Genomic DNA, 20,311 nt, shown 5'->3' with positions numbered 1-20,311 from the left:
TGCTTTTTAACATTTCTTTTTAAACCGCGTTATTGTTAGGATACCTGTAATTAGCGAGCTATAGCTTTGCTTTAATACTAAAAAACACACTAACAGGGTCTACAACATGGCAATATTTCGTTTCAATACACTCGCCATTGCTATCGCAATGGGTGGTGCTACTGCGAGCATAGTTAATGCACAAGAAGTAACAAATCAAGCACACAGTAATATTGAAAAAATATCGGTACTTGGTTCACGCGTATCTAATCGTACTGCTACAGAGTCTTCTTCTCCTATTGATTTAATTGACGCAGACGATTTAACTAAAGGAGGGTTTACTGAGCTAGGTCAAAGCTTACAAGCAACAGCACCTTCATTTAACTTTTCAAGAACACAAGTCTCTGATGGTTCAGATTTATTTAGACCTGCCACATTACGCGGTTTACAGCCAGATCAAACCTTGGTGCTGGTAAATGGTAAACGTCGTCATAATCAATCAATTTTTGGCCTTAACGGAACGGTAGGCGCTGGCGCTGCCGGGACCGATATGAATGCTATTCCGCTCACCGCCTTAAAAGGAGTCGAAGTACTGCGTGATGGTGCAGCTGCGCAATATGGATCGGATGCTATTGCCGGAGTTATCAATTTATCACTTAATGATTCTACTGGTATAACAACAGGATATGTTCAGTATGGAAGTACTAGCGAAGGTGATGGCGATACCGTATCAGTCGGTTTAAATCGGGGTTTTGATTTAGGCAATGAGGGTGGCTTTATTAACTTTTCGCTTGAATATCGTGATGCTGATGGCACCAATCGTGCTGAGCAAGACACAGGCGGATCGTTAACTGTAGAACCAGGTACGCTTTCAGAGGATGTACGTTGGAGCCAAGGTAATTCGGCCAGTGAATTTACGTCATTATTTTATAATATGGCATTGCCGATGGGCGATAACGAGCTGTATTCGTTTGGTGGTTACTCAAAGCGTACGGCACTTGGGAATGGGTTTTATCGCAACTTTAATGAAGCGTCTAAAAATGTCACCCAAGTATACAGTGATGGCTTTTTACCGCGTATTTATAATGAAGCGCAAGATATTTCATTTGCTGTAGGTGTTAAAGGCGAGATAAACCCAGATTGGAATTTTGATATTTCAGCGGTCTATGGCGAAAACGAGTACGACTTTACATCACGCAATACAATAAATGCCTCTTATGCTGCTGAATATGTATTTAATAATCCAGATGCCAGTGATGCTGATATAGCGGCGAATGCCGGACCTACAGGTGGTTATTCGGGTGGGTTTAGATTCGATCAAACCACTATTAATGCCGATCTAAGCGGGATTGTAGATATTGGTAGAGATGAGCCTTTGTACATTACTGTTGGCGCTGAGTACCGTAAAGAAAATTATCAAATAGTTCCTGGCGATGAAGCTTCGTACGCTTGTGGTTTAGCTAATATGGATACTTCGTATCCTTCAGTGAACGATCCAGATCAATTTGCACAATGTGGTTTTCAAGCTTATAACGGATTACGCCCTGAAGCATCTAATAGCAGCGATAGGGACAGCTATGCCTTTTATCTTGATGTAGAAACCATGCTTAGCGACGAATGGAATGTAAGTGCTGCACTTCGTTATGAAGATTTTTCGGATGCAGGTGATGACTTAATTGCTAAATTAGCTACTCGTTATGAACTAAGTGATGATTTTGCTGTACGCGCAGCGGTATCAACTGGCTTTAGAGCGCCTTCTTTACAGCAAAGCGGTTACACCGCTTATACAACAAATTTAGCGTCTGATGGGTCTTTAACGCAATCGTTTACTGCAACCACTGGCTCTGATTTCCCATCAGCATTAGGGGTTGATAGTTTAGAGCTTGAAACTTCAACTAATTACAGTGCAGGTTTTGTTTATGATGTGACGAGTGAATTATCGTTAACGGTCGATTTTTATAAAGTAGAAATTAAAGATCGTATCACGTTAGGTAGTTTATTATCATCTGACGATGTTGATTTTAGTGATGAAGCCGTTGCAGCGCTTGCAGCTACGGGCGCAGTACAAGCAAATTACTTTTCGAACTCGGTTGATTCGACCACACAAGGCGTTGATATTATTGCCTCGTACCGTACTGAGTTAGAAGGCGGCAACTTTGGTTTAACCTTTGCGGGTAATTTAAATGAAACCAAAATTGATAAAGTAAACGCCGAAGACGGAATACCACTAAGCGTAGCCTTTGATGATTTACAGCGTAGCTTTTTTACCGATGGGCAACCAGGAGAGCGCGCTACATTAACATTTGATTATGCTCGTGAAGACTACATAACAACATTACGCTTTAACTACTTTGGTGAAACAGACGTAAAATACTTTGGTAATGACCATATTTCACTGCCTGGTGAGCTATCACCGACCGGCTCATTTAAACCAACCAGCACAGTGGAGTCTGCGGTACTTGTTGATTTAAATGTTAGTTATGACATTAACGATATGTTTACTGTTGCCTTGGGGGCCGATAATATTTTTGACGAAACACCGGATGAGTTAGGTGATGATGAAGTACTTAACTTTATTACTAATGGGGCATTCAAGTATCCTGTACGTGCACTGCCTTATGGGTTTGATGGTCGAACATATTATGCAAAACTAAGTTTTAGTTTTTAATAAGCTTTAACTTTTAATAAGCGCAGTAATTTACTGCGCTTATTTATGGGTAACAATAAAATAGATTGCATCGCTGTAAAATAAGTCTACAATCGGCGCGCTCATGCTTGCAGCATGTATAAATATTCGACACGTTTTAACTAAAAAAGCTAACGTTAACTTTATTTACATTGTTGCTGTTGGGCAACTCAATAAAATATAAGTTAAATTTATTAATTACATGATGGGTAATAATAGTGTTTCGTTAATTTAAATAGGAACCAATATGGCTAAAAAAGCTAAACACAATAAAACAAAAAACAGTGCGATTGACACAGGTAGAGGAACTGTTAAGCATAATGCATTAGCAGCATTAGTGACTTCTAAAGTGTTTAAATCGCAAGTAGTTACGGCTAAAAAAGGAAAAGGGTCGTATAAACGTAACAATAAGCATACAGGGCAAGAGCCCTATTTAATCGCGGCTTAAATAGCTGGGATCAAATAGGGCTTTTACTCTTAAAATGAATGACGGTTGTAATAAAATAGACACAAAGTAAGGGTATATTAAAGGGACTTGCTTAGAGATATACAAGTATTGACATATGAATCCCTTTTTTCGGCAAGCTATTAGCTTGCCGTTTTTTATGCTGCACTTTCTTTCAGATCATTATTTTACCTACTAAAGCTAATTTATAGCTAAAACGATAGCGCTTATAATCATAGCAATTAGGGTTAGGGTGCTTAATAGTTTTATATACTTTACTAAAAAACTACAAAAAATCATTATAATTAAAGCACTTAAGTTAGTGTAACCAAAAAATAGTAAAGTGCCATAGCTGCCTTGAGTCGATACACAAAGAGCCAAACTTAGTAAAATATTGATCCACGCAACAGCAAGTAATAATTTTCTTTGCTGTGCACTTGGGCGGGTATTAAACACATCTTTAAAGTGGTTATTCTTTGCTAAAGCAAAGCAATTAAAGGCAAGTAAGCTAAGTAAAAAGGCGAATAAATCAATCATTACTCACCTCATGACGTTTATTTTTAGCTGTATTTGCGGGGCTTTTTACCGTACGTAATTTTTTGCTTTGTATAATAAATATAAGGCTAGAGAGCAAAAATAAGGCATCGAAAATAAACAACGCCCATTGCTTATTTAGCGCATAACTAATTATGTTTCCTTCGGTGGTAAAGGCATTAACGATAGGCACAGCTAGGCATGCAATGGCATTAAGATAGGCGGTAATGCGCCATTGTGTTGTATCGCGTTTCAGCAAAGCCAATATGGCAATAACCAACCAAGCTGCAAAAAATGCATCAATTTCTTTATCGGCTCGTCCTGCCAGCATTGGGTCGAGTAATCGATTTGCGATAAAGAACCCACAGGTGGCAAAGGGAAGGCCCATAATCGTTGTTAAATTGAGTCCTTCTACTAATTTTAAGCCAAAAGAAGGTGGGGTGTTTTTGTTTTTTTCTCGGATCCGTTTTGCCCATAACATACAGCTAGACGCTATCATTATACAGCCCGCGACACCGCCCAGTACAAAGAGCCAACGCAGTAGTGGATCTGCAAATCGCCCGGTATGCATAGAGTTGAGTGCTTCATAAAGTGCTTTGCTATTACTAAGCTCATCTTGCGATTTAGCAATCAACTCTCCACTGGCGCCACTAAAAATAATACGTGGAATTTGGTCACGTAATGCTTTATCAGAGCTGACTAACACGGTGACAGTAGAGGCTGCCATAGCGGGTTTACTGATCAGTACTTGGCGAATGTCGGCGTTTGGCCACTTAGTATAAACCTGATCTAAAATATGCGTTATGTCGACTAATGGTGCTGTTCCTTTTGCATTATTGGTGAGTGTGTTTTTCGGGGTGGTGTCGTTATAAAAGTCTCTGACCCCATTGTCATACGTGCTTTGAGCTGGATAAGGAAACAGCATAAAAATAAGAGTCATAATACCGGTGTAGGTAATCATTAAATGAAATGGTAAGGCAAGAACGGAGCTTAACGTATGAGCATCAAACCAAGCTCTGCTCCCTTTATTTTTCTTAAAATTAAACATATCTTTAAAAATACGTTTATGAATAATGATACCGGTTACGATGGCGATCAGCATAAAAAAGCTGGCAATACATACGACCCAACGCCCCGGAATTGCTTTGAGAAAATAAAGTTGATAATGCACTTGGTAAAAAAATGCACCCCCTTTAGTTTCGCGAAAAGGTGCCAATGGCTGCATGGTGTTAGGGTCTAATTGCGTGTTTATATATTGGCTTCTGCGCTGCCCAGGCTCTTTTGCTTTAGCATAACCAAACTCTAAATATGGAATACGTGGTTCGGGTAATGTAATACGCCAGTTGGGGGCGTTTTCGGCATGTTGAGATAAGTAGCTAATTGTATTTATAAGCTGATCTTTTTGTGCTGCTATACGCTGCTCTTGTGCCTGTATATTATGTATAGCAGGTTGATTCCAAAGATTTATTTCATCTCTGAAAAAGCTCACTGTGCCGGTGTAAAATACAATATAAACAATCCAGCAGGCCAATAAACCAACCCAAAGGTGAACCCAGGTCATGGTTTTTAAAAATTTATCTTTCATAATTCACCTTTAAGTAGTGCAAGTACGCCAATAAATACACTAATACTTAGTAAAATACTGATCCAAACCGTCGTGAATGATTTAACAGCAAATGTATATAGAAATACCAAGGTATAAATAACTAAACTAATTGAGACTGATAAATACACGGCATCTTGTTTACTTAAAGCTAATATAAAGCTTAACAAAGCGATTGCACTTGAGGTGAAAACATAGCCCCCCACAGTGGCAGTAAAAAACCGTAGAAACACTAATACTCGGTAGTTATTGGTTATTTTTTTTAAAAAGGCAGGTAACGTGTGTACTTTGTCTAAGGGTATTGGCATGCAGAGCGAATCATTTATCTATGAGGTTTAAACAGGGGAGCTATTATATCGCGTATAAATACAAAAGATAGTTATTCTCATTTAAAAGTGGTTGTTTTAACTTAGTAAAACAGTGATCTATAAATTATTTATTGTGGTTGCTCTCTATAGCGCAACACACTACAGTGTTTAAACCTCTAATGTGGAGTTAAATGATAATGCACGAACATGAAAAGTTAAATTATGTTGAGTTTGCTGCTGAGAACTTACCTGCAACAAAACAATTTTTTTCACAGGTATTCAATTGGCACTTTAGCGATTATGGTGACCAATACATTGCTTTTGAGGGCCAAGGGCTTAATGGTGGGTTTTATTATGCACCGTTAAAGTCTACTTTTGAACGTGGTGGTGCATTACTGGTGTTTTACTCGAATAATATTGTAGAGACGATGGACAAAGTGATTGCTTACAATGGTGAGATTATTGAGCCTATTTTTGAATTTCCAGGCGGTTGTCGTTTTCATTTTTTAGAGCCTAGTGGTAATGAATTTGCAGTATGGTCTGAAAATCAATGATATTTCATATGGTTATATTTAATTGTTGTTGAGATCATTATTTTACTAACATTGAGGGTATAACAGCAAAATAAACCGATTTTTTACCTACTAAAATACAAAACTTGGCTGTTTAGTCTGTTTTTTAAGCCAATATAGGTGTTTTTAAGTGAACTGTAACAATTTAATGACTCGAGTTAGTCAATGCGTGATCTGTAAATCGGCATTGCCCTTAGAAGTGCGTCCAATTATTCAATTTAACGCCAATGCAAAAATATTAATTGCAGGCCAAGCGCCAGGATTAAAAGCACATCACAGTAATAAACCGTTTACCGATGCCAGTGGGGAAAGGCTAAAGGCGTGGTTAGGATTATCCGACAGTGAATTTTATGACGCGAGTAAGGTGGCTATTTTACCTATTGGATTTTGTTATCCGGGCAGAGGGAGTCGTGGCGATTTACCGCCCAGAAAAGAATGTGCACAGGCATGGCGCGCTCCGTTATTAGCCCAACTAACCAAATTAAAGCTAACTATAATATTGGGTAAGCACGCCCAAGCATACCATTTACCGCAACTTAAAAATAAGCCGCTTACTGAGTTAGTAAAATCGTGGCGTGATCATTGGCCAAAATACTGTGTGTTACCACACCCAAGCCCAAGAAATAATATTTGGTTATCGAAAAATCCGTGGTTTGAACATGATGTTTTGCCAAGTATAAAGCAGCGTGTTTCTCAAGTTATAAAAAATTAAACTGATTTAGACGGTGTTTGATTAGCAGTAAAGAGAATAAATAGACATAAATAAAAAAGCTAAAGTACTAAAACGATAAAAGGGCCTTGCGGCCCTTCGGAAGTATCGTTCAAGTCAGATAGTGCTTTAACCCCTTAAAGCGCTATCCTATTGTTTTGCAACACCGGTTATGTTCTTCTCAAAGTTTCTAAGCTAGCGAGAGGAAAAACCCAGCAATTGCTGCACTCATAAGGTTAGCCATAGATCCTGCTAACACTGCTCTGAGCCCTAAGCGCGCGATGTCCTTTCGCCGACTAGGCGCCATACCGCCTAACCCACCTAGTAAAATGGCTATCGATGATAAGTTAGCAAAACCACATAATGCGAATGTAACAATCGCTTGTGTGTGGGCGCTTAACGTATCGCGATAATTAATAAAGTCTAAGTAAGCTACAAACTCGTTTACAACTAACTTTTGACCGATAAAACTGCCGGCTAGTATTGCTTCATTCCATGGCACACCTAGTAACCATGCAATAGGCGCAAATACATAACCTAAAATTTCTTGTAACGTTAGGTTTGGGTAATCAAACCAACCACCAACGCCACCTAACAATCCGTTAAGTAATGCAATTAAAGCGACAAATGCGAGTAACATTGCACCTACATTAAGTGCTAAATGCATGCCATTTGCTGCACCTGCGGCGGCTGCATCAATTACATTAACAGGCTTATCTTCGTCGATTTCTAAATCGGCTAAATTATCCTTGGGTGTTTCTGTCTCTGGCACAATCATTTTTGCCATTAAAAAACCACCCGGTGCGGCCATAAAGCTAGCTGCAATTAAATATTTAAGCTCTACACCAATAATGACATAACCCGCCATTACTGAGCCTGCAACGGTTGCTAAACCACCGACCATTACTGCAAAAAGTTCTGACTTAGTCATCGTTGCAATAAAGGGCTTAACGATTAATGGTGCTTCTGTTTGTCCAACAAATACATTCGCCGTTGCTGAAAGCGATTCAGTTCGCGACGTTTTAAGTAGTTTTTGTAAGCCACCACCTAAAATCTTGATAATCCATTCCATGATCCCAAGGTGATATAGCACCGCAACAAGCGCTGAGAAAAATACAATAACGGGTAATACCTGTATTGCAAAAATAAATCCCAGTGTGTCTTGTTCTCCTAGTGGGCCAAACAAAAAGCTAATCCCATCATTGGCATAACCAATAACAGAAGACACGGCAGCCGACATACTCGCAAGCACATTTTTACCCGCGTCAAAAAATAACACAAAACCGCCAATAATCACTTGCATCGCAAAAGCAACGCCGACGGTTCTTTTGTTAATTGCTTTGCGGTTTGTGGAAGCCGCAAAGGCAATGCTTAGCAGCATTACCATGCCAACTAAGCTCATAAATGTTGTCATAAACATGTTTCCCGTTGTTATTCTTGTAGTAAATGTTTAATTTTACTTTTTATTATATCTATAGCAACGCGGTTCATGCCGCCTCGAGTTACCACTAAATCAGCATTATGTTTCGAAGGCTCTATAAATTGATAAAACATAGGTCTTACAGTTGCTTGATATTGCTCAACAACAGATTGTAATGTTCTGCCTCTTTGCTCCATATCGCGTTGCATGCGTCGCATTAAGCAAATATCTAGCGGTGTATCGATAAATACTTTTATATCAAACTCTTTATTAAGCGCTTTATCGCTCAATAATAAAATACCTTCTACAATGAGGATTTTAGCCGGTGCGATGCGTCTGGTTTTGTCACTACGGGTATGTTGAGCATAATCGTAGGTTGGTACATCAACCGCGTGTCCGTTTCGAAGTTGCGTTAAATGCTCAAGCATTAACTCATGTTCAAATGCCTCAGGGTGGTCGTAGTTGGTTTGCGTACGATGTGCAAACGGTAAATGCGACTGATCCTTGTAATAAGCATCTTCTTCGATAATGGCAATGGCACCTGGATCAAGTTCATTTACCAACTCATTGTATATAGTTTGGCTAAAAAGAGATTTGCCTGACGCCGATGCGCCAGCTATAGCTATAATTGTTCGTGTCACTAAAGTTCTCACCCACACAGAAGGATATATTGTTGGACGATAACAATAGCAAAAAAGACAAAAATAATCTCTCTTGTATCGCCTAATAACGCAAATTTATAATGTTTAGGTTTTATGAAACAGGACTTATGTCCTGTACGGAAAATTCTAAGAGCGGATAAAGTAACCACCTAGAAGTTAAGTGAGGTCAAAATGGCAAGAGCAATTATTTTAATGGCAGATAGTCTTGGAATTGGTGCAGCACCCGATGCAAAAGCATTTGGTGATGAAGGCGCTAATACTTTAGCTCACTTGCTCAAAGCTTATTATGATGAAAAGGGTGAAGCACTTGCGTTGCCTAACTTATCAAAGCTTGGTTTGATTGATGCGTGCGAAGCCGCAGGTAAAGAACCATGCTTAGTTGCAAACCGTCAAGCACCGGAAGGTGCGTGGGGTTATGCTAAAGAATTATCAAGTGGTAAAGATACACCATCGGGCCACTGGGAAATGGCAGGCGTACCGGTTTTATTTGATTGGGGATACTTCCCTAAGCAACCGCCAAGTTTTCCACAAGAATTTATTGACGAGTTTATTGCTCGTACAGGTATTCCTGGCATTTTAGGTAATTGCCATGCTTCAGGAACAACCATATTAGAACAGCTAGGTGAAGAACATGTAAAAACAGGTAAACCAATCTGTTACACCTCTGCTGATAGTGTGTTTCAAATAGCCGCGCATGAAGAATCATTCGGCCTAGAGAAGCTTTATCAAGTTTGCGAAATCGCACGGGCGCTGCTTGATGAAATGAATATAGGACGAGTGATTGCGCGGCCATTTTTGGGTTCAACAAGTCAGGACTTTGCACGTACCGGTAATCGTAGAGATTACTCAGTATTACCGCCGGCACCCACTTTGCTAGATGTATTAGCAAAAAATGGTGGTGAAGTAATCAGTATTGGTAAAATTTCTGATATTTATGCGCATCAAGGCATTACACAAAAGCACAAAGCACCTGGACTTATGAACTTACTGGAAAAAACCAGTGAAGTATTAGCAAGTGCAGAACAAAATAGTTTAATTTTTACTAATTTAGTCGATTTTGATGAGAAATTTGGTCATCGACGTAATGCGGTAGGTTATGCACAAGCGCTAAAAGAATTTGATGATTATTTACCGAATATTTTAGCCAAATTAAATACCGATGATGTATTAATAATTACAGCAGATCATGGTTGTGATCCGACTTTTCCTGGGTCAGAGCATACCCGTGAATATGTCCCCGTTATTGCTTACCAACCAGGGCTAAAAAATACTCCGCTTGGTGAGCGCAATAGTTTTGCAGATATAGGTCAAACCCTCGCGCAGTGGTTTAACTTACCTGAACTGGAATATGGCGATAGCTTTGTAGATAAGCTAAATAAGTCTTAATAAAAGGATAAAAAAATGAGTACTCCGCATATCAGTGCTAACGTTGGTGATTTTGCCGAAACAGTTTTAATGCCGGGCGATCCGTTACGTGCGCAATATATTGCTGAAAACTTTTTAGATGATGCCGTACAAGTTACTGGTGTTCGTAATATGTATGGTTTTACCGGTACTTATAAAGGTAAACCTGTCAGTATTATGGGTTCAGGTATGGGTATTCCATCAATGTCTATTTATGCACGCGAACTAATAGTTAGCTTTGGTGTTAAAAATATTATACGTATTGGTACCTGTGGCGGTATTGGTAGCGATATTAAAATCCGTGATGTTATTTTTGCACAAGGTGCAAGTACTGACTCAAATGTAAATCGTGCGCGAGTACGTGGTTATGATTTTTCTGCTATTGCTAACTTTGACTTACTTTTAAACGGTGTTAACGCTGCGAAAAAGCTGGGTATTGAAGCAAAAGTCGGTAATGTATTTACTACCGATACTTTCTATCAAGCTGATGATACTTTCTATAAAGATTTAGATAAGCTAGGTATGTTAGCTGTAGATATGGAAACAGCAGGCCTGTACGGTGTTGCCGCTGAATATGGTGCAAATGCTATGGCACTATTTACAGTAAGTGATCATGTTATCACAGGTGAAGCAACACCTGCAGATGAACGCCAAAGTACATTTAATGAAATGGTTAAAATCGCGTTAGAATCAATCTAACGTGCAAACAGTTCCTTGGTAACGTATTCACTTTTTTTGGAGACACGCCCAAAGTGAGTGAGACAAACACCACCAAAGCCGCATATTATTTATGCGGCTTTTTTTATCCCTGTTATCTTTATTAAATAAATACAGATATAAAATATATATTGATGCTTTATGGCGTAAGCTATAACGCTCGCCATGAAATTGATATAACTACCAGTAAAACTTAAAGTTTGCTATGTTATAAATAATAAAATAAATGAATTTATTTAAAGGAAGGCCATGAAGCCAACTATTTACAGCTTTACTTTTAGTGTTGCTTTTTTTGTGTTTTTTAGCGCATCGACAGTAGCGCAAACCCAAAGTATAACGACCGATGAAACTAAACTTAATACTTTGTATCAAGAGCCCGTTAAAAGCAAAGAGGTTATTGAAACAAAAGATAAATCTAAAGTATTAGGCAGTGAGTTACTAAATACTAATGCTCAGGCTAAAACTTCTCAAGATAAAGAAGATGCACTGGCTGAAGAAGCAAAAACGCTAAATCAAGCGAAACAGGCATTAACAAAAAAGCAGCAAGAAAAAGCCAAACAATCTCGAGAGTCACTCGCAGTCGTTGAAAAATTGGTAAGTGCTTATAACGCACGTAACATTGAGGCGTTTTTACGTGTTTATTCTGAAGATGTAGAGTTTTATATTTTCCCAAATGAGCTACTATTTAAAGGAAAAGAAAAACTGATTGCCCGATATGGGTTAATGTTTAAAAAATTAAAGTGTATTCATTCATCGCCTATCAAACGGATAGTGCATGGCGATATAGTGATTGATCATGAGCTTTCTGAAACCTGCTCGCAAGATAAAGATATCATTGATAAGCGCTCAGAGCTTATATCTAGTTATCAAGTTAAAGATGGAAAAATAGTAAAAGTACTGTTTTTTAGGTAATAAAGGATACCCAATGCAAATAAGTGATGAAAAGAAAATACGTTTAATGTACCGAGTTGAGCCGGGGTGTTTAGGCCCTCAAGGTGTGGAGTATATTGAAGACTTTTGTCGGTATGCAAATAAGCATATAAAGTCGCCTTATTACAGTAAATTGATGTTTTTACCTAGATATGACAAGACAAAAGATGAGCGCCAATATAGCGTGAGTAATCGTAATTTATCACAAGCACAAGCCAAAGCGTATTTGCAACATTTTGAAATTAATATAGAAAGCTTTGAAGAGCAGCTAGATGAGCTGCTCACAAAAGCAATTGATTTGTTTTTTAAACGTTAACTAACATTTGCTGTATCAGGATTACTGACAATCGCGTTAAAACTTTCATTATCATGTAAGCTTGCAAAGGCGCTTTCATGTAATAGTTCGTTGCGTAAGTTAGGTGAGTGCTCTAACGCCATCGTGATATCAGCAAGTGCATCATCGTGTTTATGCGTAAGCGCATACGCACAAGCTCTTTGCCAGTAGGCATAGCCATAACCACTATCCATTTCAATTGCCTGATTACATAGTTCAATGGCTTGTGCGGTTTCATTTAGCTCAAGTAACGCATCTGCTTTATAGGCAATGGCTTCTACATCTTCAGGTTTACGTTGCAGTATTTCATCAAAAATTTCGATTTTGTTTGCAAAATCACTTTCTAAATTTGCTCGCATCCATAATGAATGTATCTCGTTGGTTATAGATATTCTTTCTTGGTTACTGAGTATTTCTTCTGAGCGTACTCTGAGCTTTTCTTCTAATGTTTTTAAGCGATCTTCGTATTCATTTGTAATCACACTGACACGGGTGTTAACGATATCTTCAACTTTGTTTTTAACATCTCGCAATGAATTCCAACCAACTAACACTAAAATTGAAGCCGTTGCTGTAATAATAAAAAACACGTTGTTTATTGTGTCAGTGGTATAAATAAGCGCCCTGTCAGCGGTATCTAGCTGAGCATGTGTTACCTGTTTTGTAACATCTTCGCGTAACTTTTGCTGGTCCTGACGAACAGATTTTAATTCATCTAGAATATAACGTTCTAGCAGTGGTTTATACATAGGTTCAGTAAGCTCATTTAGGGCATCTTGTTGCTCTTTTTGGCTTGGTGTATTGGCTTGCGATTTAGCACTTACAGTGAAAATACACGTTAAAATTAATATCAATAAAAAGTGGCGCATTAATATGCCTAAAGGTAGCTAAAGTAAAAGAAATATACTAACACAGCAATGCGATTAGGTACTAGGTGTGGTTATACCGAGACGCTGTTTATGTTATTGCATGTTATTTACCATCTCCTTAATTAATTTTGTTAATACTTAAGTTGTTTGTTTTTCATAAAATGCAGGAAATGACAATTATAAATTAGCACTTTGTTGTTAAGCGAACTATAATGCGTTCGAAATCAACACAAATATGGAACTACTATGAAAAAGCTACCTTTAGCTATCGCTGCGTGTTTAGCCCTAGCTGCAAACTCTGCAAATGCAGAAGTGCGTATTAATGGTTTTGCTTCTATTGTTGCAGGCAAAAGCCTTGACAGTGAGCAAACCATCTATGGTTATGATGATGATATTTCATTTAAAAATGAAAGTATTTTTGCATTGCAATTATCAGCCGATTTACAAGAAAGCTTAACTGCCACTGCACAAATTGTTGCCAGAGGGAGTAACGACTTCGACGCTGAGTTTGAGTGGGCTTATTTAACATACGAATTTACCGATGAGCTGCAACTCAGTGCGGGTAAAATGCGCGTCCCTTTTTATCGTTACTCTGACTTTTTAGATGTTGGTTATGCGTATCGTTGGGTTAGACCACCAGAAACAGTATATGGCTTACCATTTTCTACTTACGAAGGTTTAAGCTTACTGTATACCTCACAAATCGGAGATTGGGATTCGACAGTCCAGGTTATTTACGGTAGTTCTGAGGCAAGCATTGATGCTATTTCGAATGAGGCTTTAGATGAGTCAGAGCTAGAAAGTATCGCAGGTGTTAACTGGTCTGTTTCATATGACTGGTTTAGCGCTCGTGTTGCTTATTTAGTCGCTGAGACAACAATAAACGTAAGCTCTGCTGAAGAAGGCGGTGCTGGTTTTAATAGTTTAGTTGATACGTTAGTTGCATCTGGTTTATCTGCACAAGCCGATGAGCTTTTAATTGAAGAAGATGACGGCGCTTTCTTTGGTATCGGTTTTTCAATTGATTACAACGATATACTTTTTGATACTGAGTACACTCAGTTTGAAGTTAAAAATTCAATTTTAGCTGAACAAAAACAATATTACGTGTCGTTAGGTTACCGTTTAGATGATGTGATTGTGCATGTAACATATGAAAACGATGAGGATAAGCATGACGCTTCACGTTATAACCAAATTGCATCAGTACCTACATTAAATGCTTTCTTTAACGGTGCTTTAGATTCTTCACGCGATAAAGCCGAAGTTTATACCATTGGTACACGTTATGACTTCCACCCATCAGCTGCGCTTAAAGTTGATTACAGTCATGTAAAAAACAACCTAGCACAAACCGATGTTGATGTAGTATCAGTCGCTGTCGATTTAGTTTTTTAAGGAGTTAATAATGAAAAAATTATTATTAGCAAGTGTTGTGTCTTTATTTAGTATCTCGGCGTTTGCTGAGGTTGCTGTTATTGTTAACCCAAGTAACTCAAGTGCGTTAGATGCAAACGAAATTAAACGTATTTACCTAGGTAAATCTAAAAAGTTTGCTGATGGTGTGAAGGTTAACCCTGTTAACCAAGACGGAAATGCAGTGGCTGACGAATTTAACGATAAAGTCGTTGGTAAGTCGAGCAGCCAGTTAAATGCATATTGGTCTAAGCTTGTATTTACTGGAAAGGGAACACCACCAGAAAAGCGAAATAACGATCAAGCGGTTATAAGCTTTGTTGCTGGTAATGCCGATGCAATTGGCTACATTGATAGTAGTAAAGTAACTGATAGCGTAAAAGTGGTCGCTAGCTTTTAAATATAAATAGTTACGAGTAATAAAAGCCCAAGTCGACGTTTGTCGGCTTGGGTTTTTTATTACTTTAAATGTGTATTTATAGTCTTATCGATCGCCTTTACCGACATTAACTTAAACACTGAGTGACGCTGCTCGTATAAAGTAATCAAGCAACGACATACCTACACCGTTTTAACAAGTTAAGCTAACCCCAATTACAACACGTTATGTAATACGGCTCATAAGATCGGTATCACAATACTAACTAAACACGCACAAAAAAGGCCTGTAATAACAGGCCTTTAATACATTATTTCACGTGTTGCTGCGCTAAATTATAACGCCTTTATTCAACCTTAAACTTAGCCGTCGCATTAAGTAAGTTATCTGATAAGGTATGTAGGTTTTGCGCTACATCACCAACCTCAGACAGCGATTGCATGGTATCTTCAAACGATTCGTGCATGTTAGACACGTTTTCTACTACCATAGCTGCAACCGATGTTTGCTCTTCAGTGGCTGTTGCTATTTGCGCATTCATGCCATTGATTTCTAAAATCTGCTCTGCAATTTTCTCTATTGATACGCCTGTTTTTTCAGCTGCGGTGGCATTATCTTGTGCCATATCTCGAGCTGTTGTCATGGCTGTTACCGAGTCGTTGGCTGCGGTAGTTAAGGTATTTAGTAATTCTCTAATTTCGTTTGTCGATTGTGCGGTACGAGATGCAAGCTCTCGTACTTCATCTGCGACTACCGCAAAGCCACGACCATGCTCACCCGCTCTAGCTGCTTCTATTGCCGCATTAAGCGCAAGTAAGTTAGTTTGCTCTGCAATGGAGGTAATTACATTTAAAATTTGTGTTACATTTTTTGTGTCGTCAGCGAGTTTGTTAATGGTGCTTGCTGCTAAATTTATCTCGTCACTTAGCGTACGAGATGCATTGACAGACATTTCAACTTGTTCTCTACTTTGATCAACTTCTTTTTCTGCTGTTTGTGCCGCATGTGATGCATTAGCCGCAGATTGCGAAATATCACCCACGCTGAGCTTCATTTCTTCCATTGACTGCTTAACAACTTCAGCATCGCTCGCTTGTTTAGTGGTTGCATGCTCTGCTTTTTCCATGCCTTGTACTAAACGGGTTGAGTTTGTTAATAGCGGTTCACACACAGCCATCACTTCAAGTACGGTTTTTTTCAGCATCACCATGAAGGAGTTAAAGTTTATAGAGACTTTGCCTATTTCATCTTCTGAATTTACCGCTAATTGAGAGCTAAGAGAGCCTTCGCCATTAGCTAATAACCCTAAGTTTTTTGCCGCCGACTTTGCTGATGAGCCAATGTTTTTTGCAATAACCATCGCCACTATAATCAATAAAATAAGTGAAGTTACAGCAATCATTAGCATTAATTTCATCGCGCTATCAGAGCGAGCTTTGGTGTTTTCTACTAATTCAAAAAAGCGATCATCGGCTTTTTTCTGCGCAGCCGTTAAATCTTTTAAAGATAAATTATATAACGATGTTTTACGCTGAGCTTGCTCTTGTATTTTACTAAAATCGGCAGTGCCATCTATCATGCCAGAGGCGATAGAGGTCGAAATAGATTCATAATCAGCGAGCTCTTGCTTTATTTTAGCATTTGAGTAAAGCGAGTTTATTGATTCTATTGTGTTTAGATTGTTAGTGAGGAGTGTGTAAGTTTCACGTGCACCTTCAAGTAGTTCTTGTTCACCAAAAGTAACTGCTTGAGTGTATAACTCGTCTAACTTTTCTAACAGCACTACATTTTGTGATGTTAATTTTACAACCTTGTATGATGATTTTTCCATTTCATCGAGCGAAATATGATTTTCATTCATTGCAAAATAGTTATTTAAAACAATCATTAAAAAAGCAATGACGGCAATACAAGTGATAGCATGTATTTTCTTTGTAATGCTAAGGTTTTTAAACGAAATAACATCAGACATGTGTGTAGACTCAAATTTTTATTGACTGTATATAGTATCGGCTGAATATTGCAAAATGTTAAATTTTATTAAGTATTTAACGTAAATATTTTTAACACTGTGTTTTTACAGATTACAGGCATCGTACTTAAAGTTAATTAAGTACGATGCCTATATATTTATACTTTGTTTTCTTCGCAACTAGCAAGGTACTCATCAAAAGTGCCTTGAAAGTCGACCACTTGCTTATCTTTTATATCGATAATACGCGTCGCTAACGATGAAACGAATTCGCGGTCATGGCTTACAAATATAAGTGTGCCAGCAAACTCTTTTAATGCATTATTTAATGCTTCAATTGCTTCCATATCCATGTGGTTGGTTGGTTCGTCCATAACAAGTACGTTTACGTCTTGCATCATTAACTTACCAAATAACAAACGGTTTTTTTCACCACCCGAGCAGTTGCGGGCTTTTTTATTTGAATCATCGGCTGTAAACAGTAAACGCCCCAACATACCACGTACCATTAAGTCGTTATGTTTAGCGGTGCGCCATTGCGACATCCAATCAAATAAGGTTAAGTCGTTGTCAAAATCTTTTGTACTGTCTTGCGGGCAGTAACCAAAACTTGCGTTTTCAGACCACTTAATTTCACCTTCGTTACTTTTAAGCTCGTTGACTAAACAACGTAAGAAGGTGGTTTTACCTACCCCATTTTCACCAATTACAGCAAGTTTTGCACCGGCCTCTAGTAAAAATTCGCCGTTAGAGAATAAGGTTTCACCATCAAACCCATGGCTTAACTTACTTACTTCAAGCGCCTGACGATACATTTTTTTACCTTCGTCAAACGATAACGATGGGCTCATTCTACTCGATGCTTTAACTTCATCGAGTTTAATTTTATCCATTTTTTTAGCACGAGAACTGGCTTGTTTAGCCTTAGAAGCATTTGCACCAAAGCGATTCACAAAGTCTTGTAGCTCATCAATTTCGGCACTCTTCTTTGCATTTTCGGCTAATAGTTGTTCGCGTTGCAAACCTGCCGCTTCTAAAAACTTTTCGTAGTTACCTGGGTAAATACGTAGTTCACCGTAATCAATGTCGGCCATGTGAGTACACACAGAGTTTAAGAAGTGACGATCGTGCGAAATAATAATCATGGTGCATTTACGTTTATTTAATTCGCCTGCAAGCCACGAAATAGTGTGTATATCAAGGTTATTGGTTGGCTCATCGAGTAGTAATATATCTGGGTTAGCAAATAATGCTTGCGCAAGTAACACACGTAATTTCCAACCGGGTGCTACGTTTGCCATTAAGCCATAATGAAACTCTTTATCGATACCCGCTTCGAGCAAAATTTCTTCAGCACGGCTTTCTGCCGTGTAGCCATCCATTTCGGCAAAGATGCTTTCAAGATCGGCGACTTTCATACCGTCTTCTTCGCTCATTTCGGGTAAAGAATAAATACGGTCACGTTCTTGTTTTACTTTCCACAGCTCAACATCACCCATGATCACAGCATCAACAACGCTATATTGTTCAAATGCAAATTGATCTTGGCTTAGGTTACCTACTTTTAATCCTGGCGTGATAGATACATTACCCGCACTAGGAACTAAGGCTCCGCTTAAAATCTTCATAAAAGTCGACTTACCACAGCCGTTTGCGCCAATTAAACCGTAACGGTTACCGTTACCAAATTTAGCTGAAATGTTTTCAAACAGCGGCTCTGCGCCAAATTGCATGGTGATATTTGCGGTGGAGATCAAAAAAGGTAATCCTAACAATAATACTGAAAGAGCTTAGGATTATGACCATAAGCTTAAACAATAGGGGGTAAAAGAGGTGGCAAATTATACAGGTGCCTAGTACATGGCACAAGGTAAAGCTGAGCTTGGTTAAAATAATATGTTAAAACGAATAAAACTGCCCTGGCAAAGCTTGTGATTAACGCAACGAATTATAAAAACGCGCTGCGTTAATTATATTTTAATGAAGTTTCATTTTAGGGCGTACTACACGCAGTACTTTTTCGCTTATCCATAGCGCAAAGGTTTTTGCACTTCCATGTATGGCTCGTTGATGCATGCGATACAGCGAAATATACATAAACCGCGCTATTTTACCTTCAATAAAAAAGCTATTACTGGTTAAATTACCCATTAAACTACCTACTGTACTGTATCGAGATAAGTTTACTAATGAGCCGTGATCGTTATATTCAAACTTAGCTAATGGTTGCTGTTTTAATGTTGCGATTAGGTTTTTTTCTACACATTGCGCCATTTGATGAGCTGATTGTGCCCGAGGGGGGACTAACTTGCCATCTTCTTGGGTAAACGCACAGCAATCGCCAATAACAAAAATATCGTCATTGACGCTACTTTGTAAAAATTGGTTTACCTGTATTTGGTTACTACGCGTTAGCTCAAAAATACCTAAATCTTTTATAAAGTCAGGGGCCTTAACGCCGGCTGCCCAAACCATTATATCGGCGTTTATTAATTCGTCGTCTTTTGTTATAAAGCCTTTACTTGTCCCTTCTTTTACTTGGGTGTTTTCAAGTACATTTACGCCTAAATTAAGTAGCTCGCGTTTAGCACTTTGAGCAATGCGTTCTGGTAAGGCGGGAAGTATGCGTGGTCCTGCTTCTATTAAATGAATATGCAAACGCTTAGAAGACATATTCGTTAAACCATATAACTTTAATAACTCCGACACATGGTATAACTCTGCAGAAAGCTCTACGCCGGTTGCACCACCACCAACAATTGCAATATCGAGAGCTTGTTGTTGATTATCGTCTTGGTGTAAGCGGGTAAAACTGTCGAGTAAAGCATGTTGAAAACGTTCTGCTTGTTGCGTTGAATCAAGTAAATAACAGTGGTCTTTAATACCTGGAGTATTAAAATCGTTACTGACACTGCCAATCCCAAGCACCAAATAATCGTAGCGTACAGTGCGCTCAGGTAAAATGTTATGACCAAGCTCGTCGCTTAATGCAGATAAAGTAATGGTTTTATTATTTTGATCTAGATTAGAAAAGGTGCCTAGCTGAAAGTTATAATGATGTTTAGCTGCATGAGCCGAATACACAACCCCGTCTAAATCGGGGTCGATAGAGCCTGTTGCTACTTCGTGTAGGAGAGGCTTCCAAATATGAGTCCGGTTTTTATCAATTAATAATATGTCTGCGCGGTTTTTTTTCCCCAGTTTGTGTCCTAATTGGGTTGCTAGCTCTAATCCGCCAGCTCCTCCACCAATAATGACGATTTTTGGAGTCGTGATACTCATAACGGTTGCCTTTAAAAATTAATATACCCAAATGATCTAATTATTATTTTTTTGAACTCATTTGGGTATATAAAACAATATTAGCTAGTC

At 38.5% G+C, this 20,311-nt stretch carries 19 protein-coding genes; 10 read left to right on the top strand and 9 right to left on the bottom strand.

The window, feature by feature from the left end; genetic code table 11:
* The first annotated feature begins 106 nt into the window (after positions 1-106).
* Both J8L70_RS10145 and arfA read left to right on the top strand, forming a co-directional pair.
* Positions 107-2,647 carry a TonB-dependent receptor gene (locus J8L70_RS10145; RefSeq protein ID WP_211055459.1) on the top strand — a complete coding sequence of 847 codons (2,541 nt, stop codon included), beginning with the start codon at positions 107-109 and terminating at the stop codon, positions 2,645-2,647.
* A 265-nt stretch (positions 2,648-2,912) separates the two neighbouring features.
* Positions 2,913-3,113, top strand: coding sequence for an alternative ribosome rescue factor ArfA (arfA, locus tag J8L70_RS10140; RefSeq protein WP_211055458.1), 201 nt, complete (start codon positions 2,913-2,915; stop codon positions 3,111-3,113).
* Positions 3,114-3,311: 198 nt separating this feature from the next.
* Here the strand turns inward: arfA and J8L70_RS10135 are convergent, their stop codons facing one another.
* The 3 genes from J8L70_RS10135 to J8L70_RS10125 are packed head-to-tail and all read right to left on the bottom strand — an operon-like array spanning position 3,312 to position 5,555.
* Complete coding sequence (locus J8L70_RS10135) at positions 3,312-3,647, bottom strand: DUF3325 domain-containing protein (RefSeq protein WP_211055457.1); 336 nt, start codon at positions 3,645-3,647, stop codon at positions 3,312-3,314.
* Complete coding sequence (locus J8L70_RS10130; protein WP_211055456.1) at positions 3,640-5,229, bottom strand: PepSY-associated TM helix domain-containing protein; 1,590 nt, start codon at positions 5,227-5,229, stop codon at positions 3,640-3,642. Before J8L70_RS10130 ends, J8L70_RS10135 begins: the two co-directional genes overlap by 8 nt.
* The gene (locus J8L70_RS10125) at positions 5,226-5,555 is read right to left on the bottom strand and encodes a hypothetical protein (protein WP_211055455.1); all 330 of its coding nucleotides are present in this window, start codon (positions 5,553-5,555) and stop codon (positions 5,226-5,228) included. Before J8L70_RS10125 ends, J8L70_RS10130 begins: the two co-directional genes overlap by 4 nt.
* A 197-nt stretch (positions 5,556-5,752) precedes the next feature.
* On the opposite strand from J8L70_RS10125, the gene J8L70_RS10120 reads away from it, so the two are divergent.
* Together J8L70_RS10120 and J8L70_RS10115 are read left to right on the top strand one after the other, a co-directional pair.
* Positions 5,753-6,109, top strand: a complete 357-nt coding sequence (locus J8L70_RS10120; protein WP_211055539.1) for a VOC family protein — start codon at positions 5,753-5,755, stop codon at positions 6,107-6,109.
* A 148-nt stretch (positions 6,110-6,257) separates the two neighbouring features.
* Positions 6,258-6,839, top strand: a complete 582-nt coding sequence (locus J8L70_RS10115) for a uracil-DNA glycosylase family protein (RefSeq protein WP_211055454.1) — start codon at positions 6,258-6,260, stop codon at positions 6,837-6,839.
* 187 nt (positions 6,840-7,026) lie between these two features.
* Here J8L70_RS10115 and J8L70_RS10110 read toward each other — a convergent pair whose 3' ends face one another.
* A complete protein-coding gene (locus J8L70_RS10110; RefSeq protein WP_211055453.1) occupies positions 7,027-8,250 on the bottom strand; it encodes a NupC/NupG family nucleoside CNT transporter in 1,224 nt (407 codons plus the stop codon).
* Between the two features lie 17 nt (positions 8,251-8,267).
* Positions 8,268-8,897 (bottom strand): uridine kinase, encoded by a 630-nt coding sequence (gene udk, locus J8L70_RS10105; protein ID WP_211055452.1) that lies wholly within the window; start codon positions 8,895-8,897, stop codon positions 8,268-8,270.
* A 192-nt stretch (positions 8,898-9,089) separates the two neighbouring features.
* Here udk and J8L70_RS10100 point away from each other — a divergent pair, with 192 nt between their 5' ends.
* From J8L70_RS10100 to J8L70_RS10085, 4 genes are all read left to right on the top strand, one after another.
* Positions 9,090-10,304 carry a phosphopentomutase gene (locus J8L70_RS10100; RefSeq protein WP_211055451.1) on the top strand — a complete coding sequence of 405 codons (1,215 nt, stop codon included), beginning with the start codon at positions 9,090-9,092 and terminating at the stop codon, positions 10,302-10,304.
* 15 nt (positions 10,305-10,319) lie between these two features.
* Positions 10,320-11,021, top strand: a complete 702-nt coding sequence (gene deoD / locus J8L70_RS10095) for a purine-nucleoside phosphorylase (protein ID WP_211055450.1) — start codon at positions 10,320-10,322, stop codon at positions 11,019-11,021.
* Positions 11,022-11,288: 267 nt separating this feature from the next.
* Positions 11,289-11,951 (top strand): nuclear transport factor 2 family protein, encoded by a 663-nt coding sequence (locus J8L70_RS10090; protein WP_211055449.1) that lies wholly within the window; start codon positions 11,289-11,291, stop codon positions 11,949-11,951.
* Positions 11,952-11,964: 13 nt separating this feature from the next.
* Positions 11,965-12,285, top strand: a complete 321-nt coding sequence (locus J8L70_RS10085; protein WP_211055448.1) for a hypothetical protein — start codon at positions 11,965-11,967, stop codon at positions 12,283-12,285.
* On the opposite strand, the gene J8L70_RS10080 is transcribed toward J8L70_RS10085, so the two are convergent.
* On the bottom strand, positions 12,282-13,172 hold the full coding sequence (locus J8L70_RS10080; protein WP_211055447.1) for a tetratricopeptide repeat protein: 891 nt from the start codon (positions 13,170-13,172) through the stop codon (positions 12,282-12,284). The two genes, J8L70_RS10085 and J8L70_RS10080, sit on opposite strands and share 4 nt — an antisense overlap.
* Positions 13,173-13,418: 246 nt before the next feature.
* Here J8L70_RS10080 and J8L70_RS10075 point away from each other — a divergent pair, with 246 nt between their 5' ends.
* Both J8L70_RS10075 and J8L70_RS10070 read left to right on the top strand, forming a co-directional pair.
* Positions 13,419-14,570 (top strand): porin, encoded by a 1,152-nt coding sequence (locus J8L70_RS10075; RefSeq protein WP_211055446.1) that lies wholly within the window; start codon positions 13,419-13,421, stop codon positions 14,568-14,570.
* A 10-nt stretch (positions 14,571-14,580) separates the two neighbouring features.
* Positions 14,581-14,988, top strand: a complete 408-nt coding sequence (locus J8L70_RS10070) for a phosphate ABC transporter substrate-binding protein (RefSeq protein WP_211055445.1) — start codon at positions 14,581-14,583, stop codon at positions 14,986-14,988.
* Positions 14,989-15,313: 325 nt separating this feature from the next.
* On the opposite strand, the gene J8L70_RS10065 is transcribed toward J8L70_RS10070, so the two are convergent.
* The 3 genes from J8L70_RS10065 to J8L70_RS10055 all read right to left on the bottom strand — a co-directional run bounded on the left by J8L70_RS10065 (position 15,314) and on the right by J8L70_RS10055 (position 20,221).
* Positions 15,314-16,939, bottom strand: coding sequence for a methyl-accepting chemotaxis protein (locus J8L70_RS10065; protein WP_211055444.1), 1,626 nt, complete (start codon positions 16,937-16,939; stop codon positions 15,314-15,316).
* A gap of 158 nt (positions 16,940-17,097) precedes the next feature.
* On the bottom strand, positions 17,098-18,696 hold the full coding sequence (locus J8L70_RS10060; RefSeq protein ID WP_211055443.1) for an ABC-F family ATPase: 1,599 nt from the start codon (positions 18,694-18,696) through the stop codon (positions 17,098-17,100).
* A 220-nt stretch (positions 18,697-18,916) separates the two neighbouring features.
* The gene (locus J8L70_RS10055; protein ID WP_211055442.1) at positions 18,917-20,221 is read right to left on the bottom strand and encodes an NAD(P)/FAD-dependent oxidoreductase; all 1,305 of its coding nucleotides are present in this window, start codon (positions 20,219-20,221) and stop codon (positions 18,917-18,919) included.
* Positions 20,222-20,311: the final 90 nt, after the last annotated feature.

The sequence above is a fragment of the Pseudoalteromonas sp. MMG010 genome (genome assembly GCF_018100905.1).
In the GTDB taxonomy this organism is placed as follows: Bacteria; Pseudomonadota; Gammaproteobacteria; order Enterobacterales; family Alteromonadaceae; genus Pseudoalteromonas.
The sequence above is the reverse complement of the archived record's forward strand: the minus strand, read 5'-3'. Positions and strand labels throughout refer to the sequence as shown.

Excerpts from the sequence above, each read along its gene's own strand:
- J8L70_RS10085 (WP_211055448.1), top strand. The coding sequence starts at position 11,965 with ATGCAAATAAGTGATGAAAAGAAAATACGTTTAATGTACCGAGTTGAG.
- arfA (WP_211055458.1), top strand. The coding sequence starts at position 2,913 with ATGGCTAAAAAAGCTAAACACAATAAAACAAAAAACAGTGCGATTGAC.
- J8L70_RS10100 (WP_211055451.1), top strand. The coding sequence starts at position 9,090 with ATGGCAAGAGCAATTATTTTAATGGCAGATAGTCTTGGAATTGGTGCA.
- J8L70_RS10110 (WP_211055453.1), bottom strand. The coding sequence starts at position 8,250 with ATGACAACATTTATGAGCTTAGTTGGCATGGTAATGCTGCTAAGCATT.
- J8L70_RS10090 (WP_211055449.1), top strand. The coding sequence starts at position 11,289 with ATGAAGCCAACTATTTACAGCTTTACTTTTAGTGTTGCTTTTTTTGTG.
- deoD (WP_211055450.1), top strand. The coding sequence starts at position 10,320 with ATGAGTACTCCGCATATCAGTGCTAACGTTGGTGATTTTGCCGAAACA.
- J8L70_RS10070 (WP_211055445.1), top strand. The coding sequence starts at position 14,581 with ATGAAAAAATTATTATTAGCAAGTGTTGTGTCTTTATTTAGTATCTCG.
- J8L70_RS10130 (WP_211055456.1), bottom strand. The coding sequence starts at position 5,229 with ATGAAAGATAAATTTTTAAAAACCATGACCTGGGTTCACCTTTGGGTT.
- J8L70_RS10080 (WP_211055447.1), bottom strand. The coding sequence starts at position 13,172 with ATGCGCCACTTTTTATTGATATTAATTTTAACGTGTATTTTCACTGTA.
- J8L70_RS10145 (WP_211055459.1), top strand. The coding sequence starts at position 107 with ATGGCAATATTTCGTTTCAATACACTCGCCATTGCTATCGCAATGGGT.
- J8L70_RS10135 (WP_211055457.1), bottom strand. The coding sequence starts at position 3,647 with ATGATTGATTTATTCGCCTTTTTACTTAGCTTACTTGCCTTTAATTGC.
- J8L70_RS10055 (WP_211055442.1), bottom strand. The coding sequence starts at position 20,221 with ATGAGTATCACGACTCCAAAAATCGTCATTATTGGTGGAGGAGCTGGC.
- J8L70_RS10075 (WP_211055446.1), top strand. The coding sequence starts at position 13,419 with ATGAAAAAGCTACCTTTAGCTATCGCTGCGTGTTTAGCCCTAGCTGCA.
- J8L70_RS10125 (WP_211055455.1), bottom strand. The coding sequence starts at position 5,555 with ATGCCAATACCCTTAGACAAAGTACACACGTTACCTGCCTTTTTAAAA.
- J8L70_RS10120 (WP_211055539.1), top strand. The coding sequence starts at position 5,753 with ATGCACGAACATGAAAAGTTAAATTATGTTGAGTTTGCTGCTGAGAAC.
- J8L70_RS10065 (WP_211055444.1), bottom strand. The coding sequence starts at position 16,939 with ATGTCTGATGTTATTTCGTTTAAAAACCTTAGCATTACAAAGAAAATA.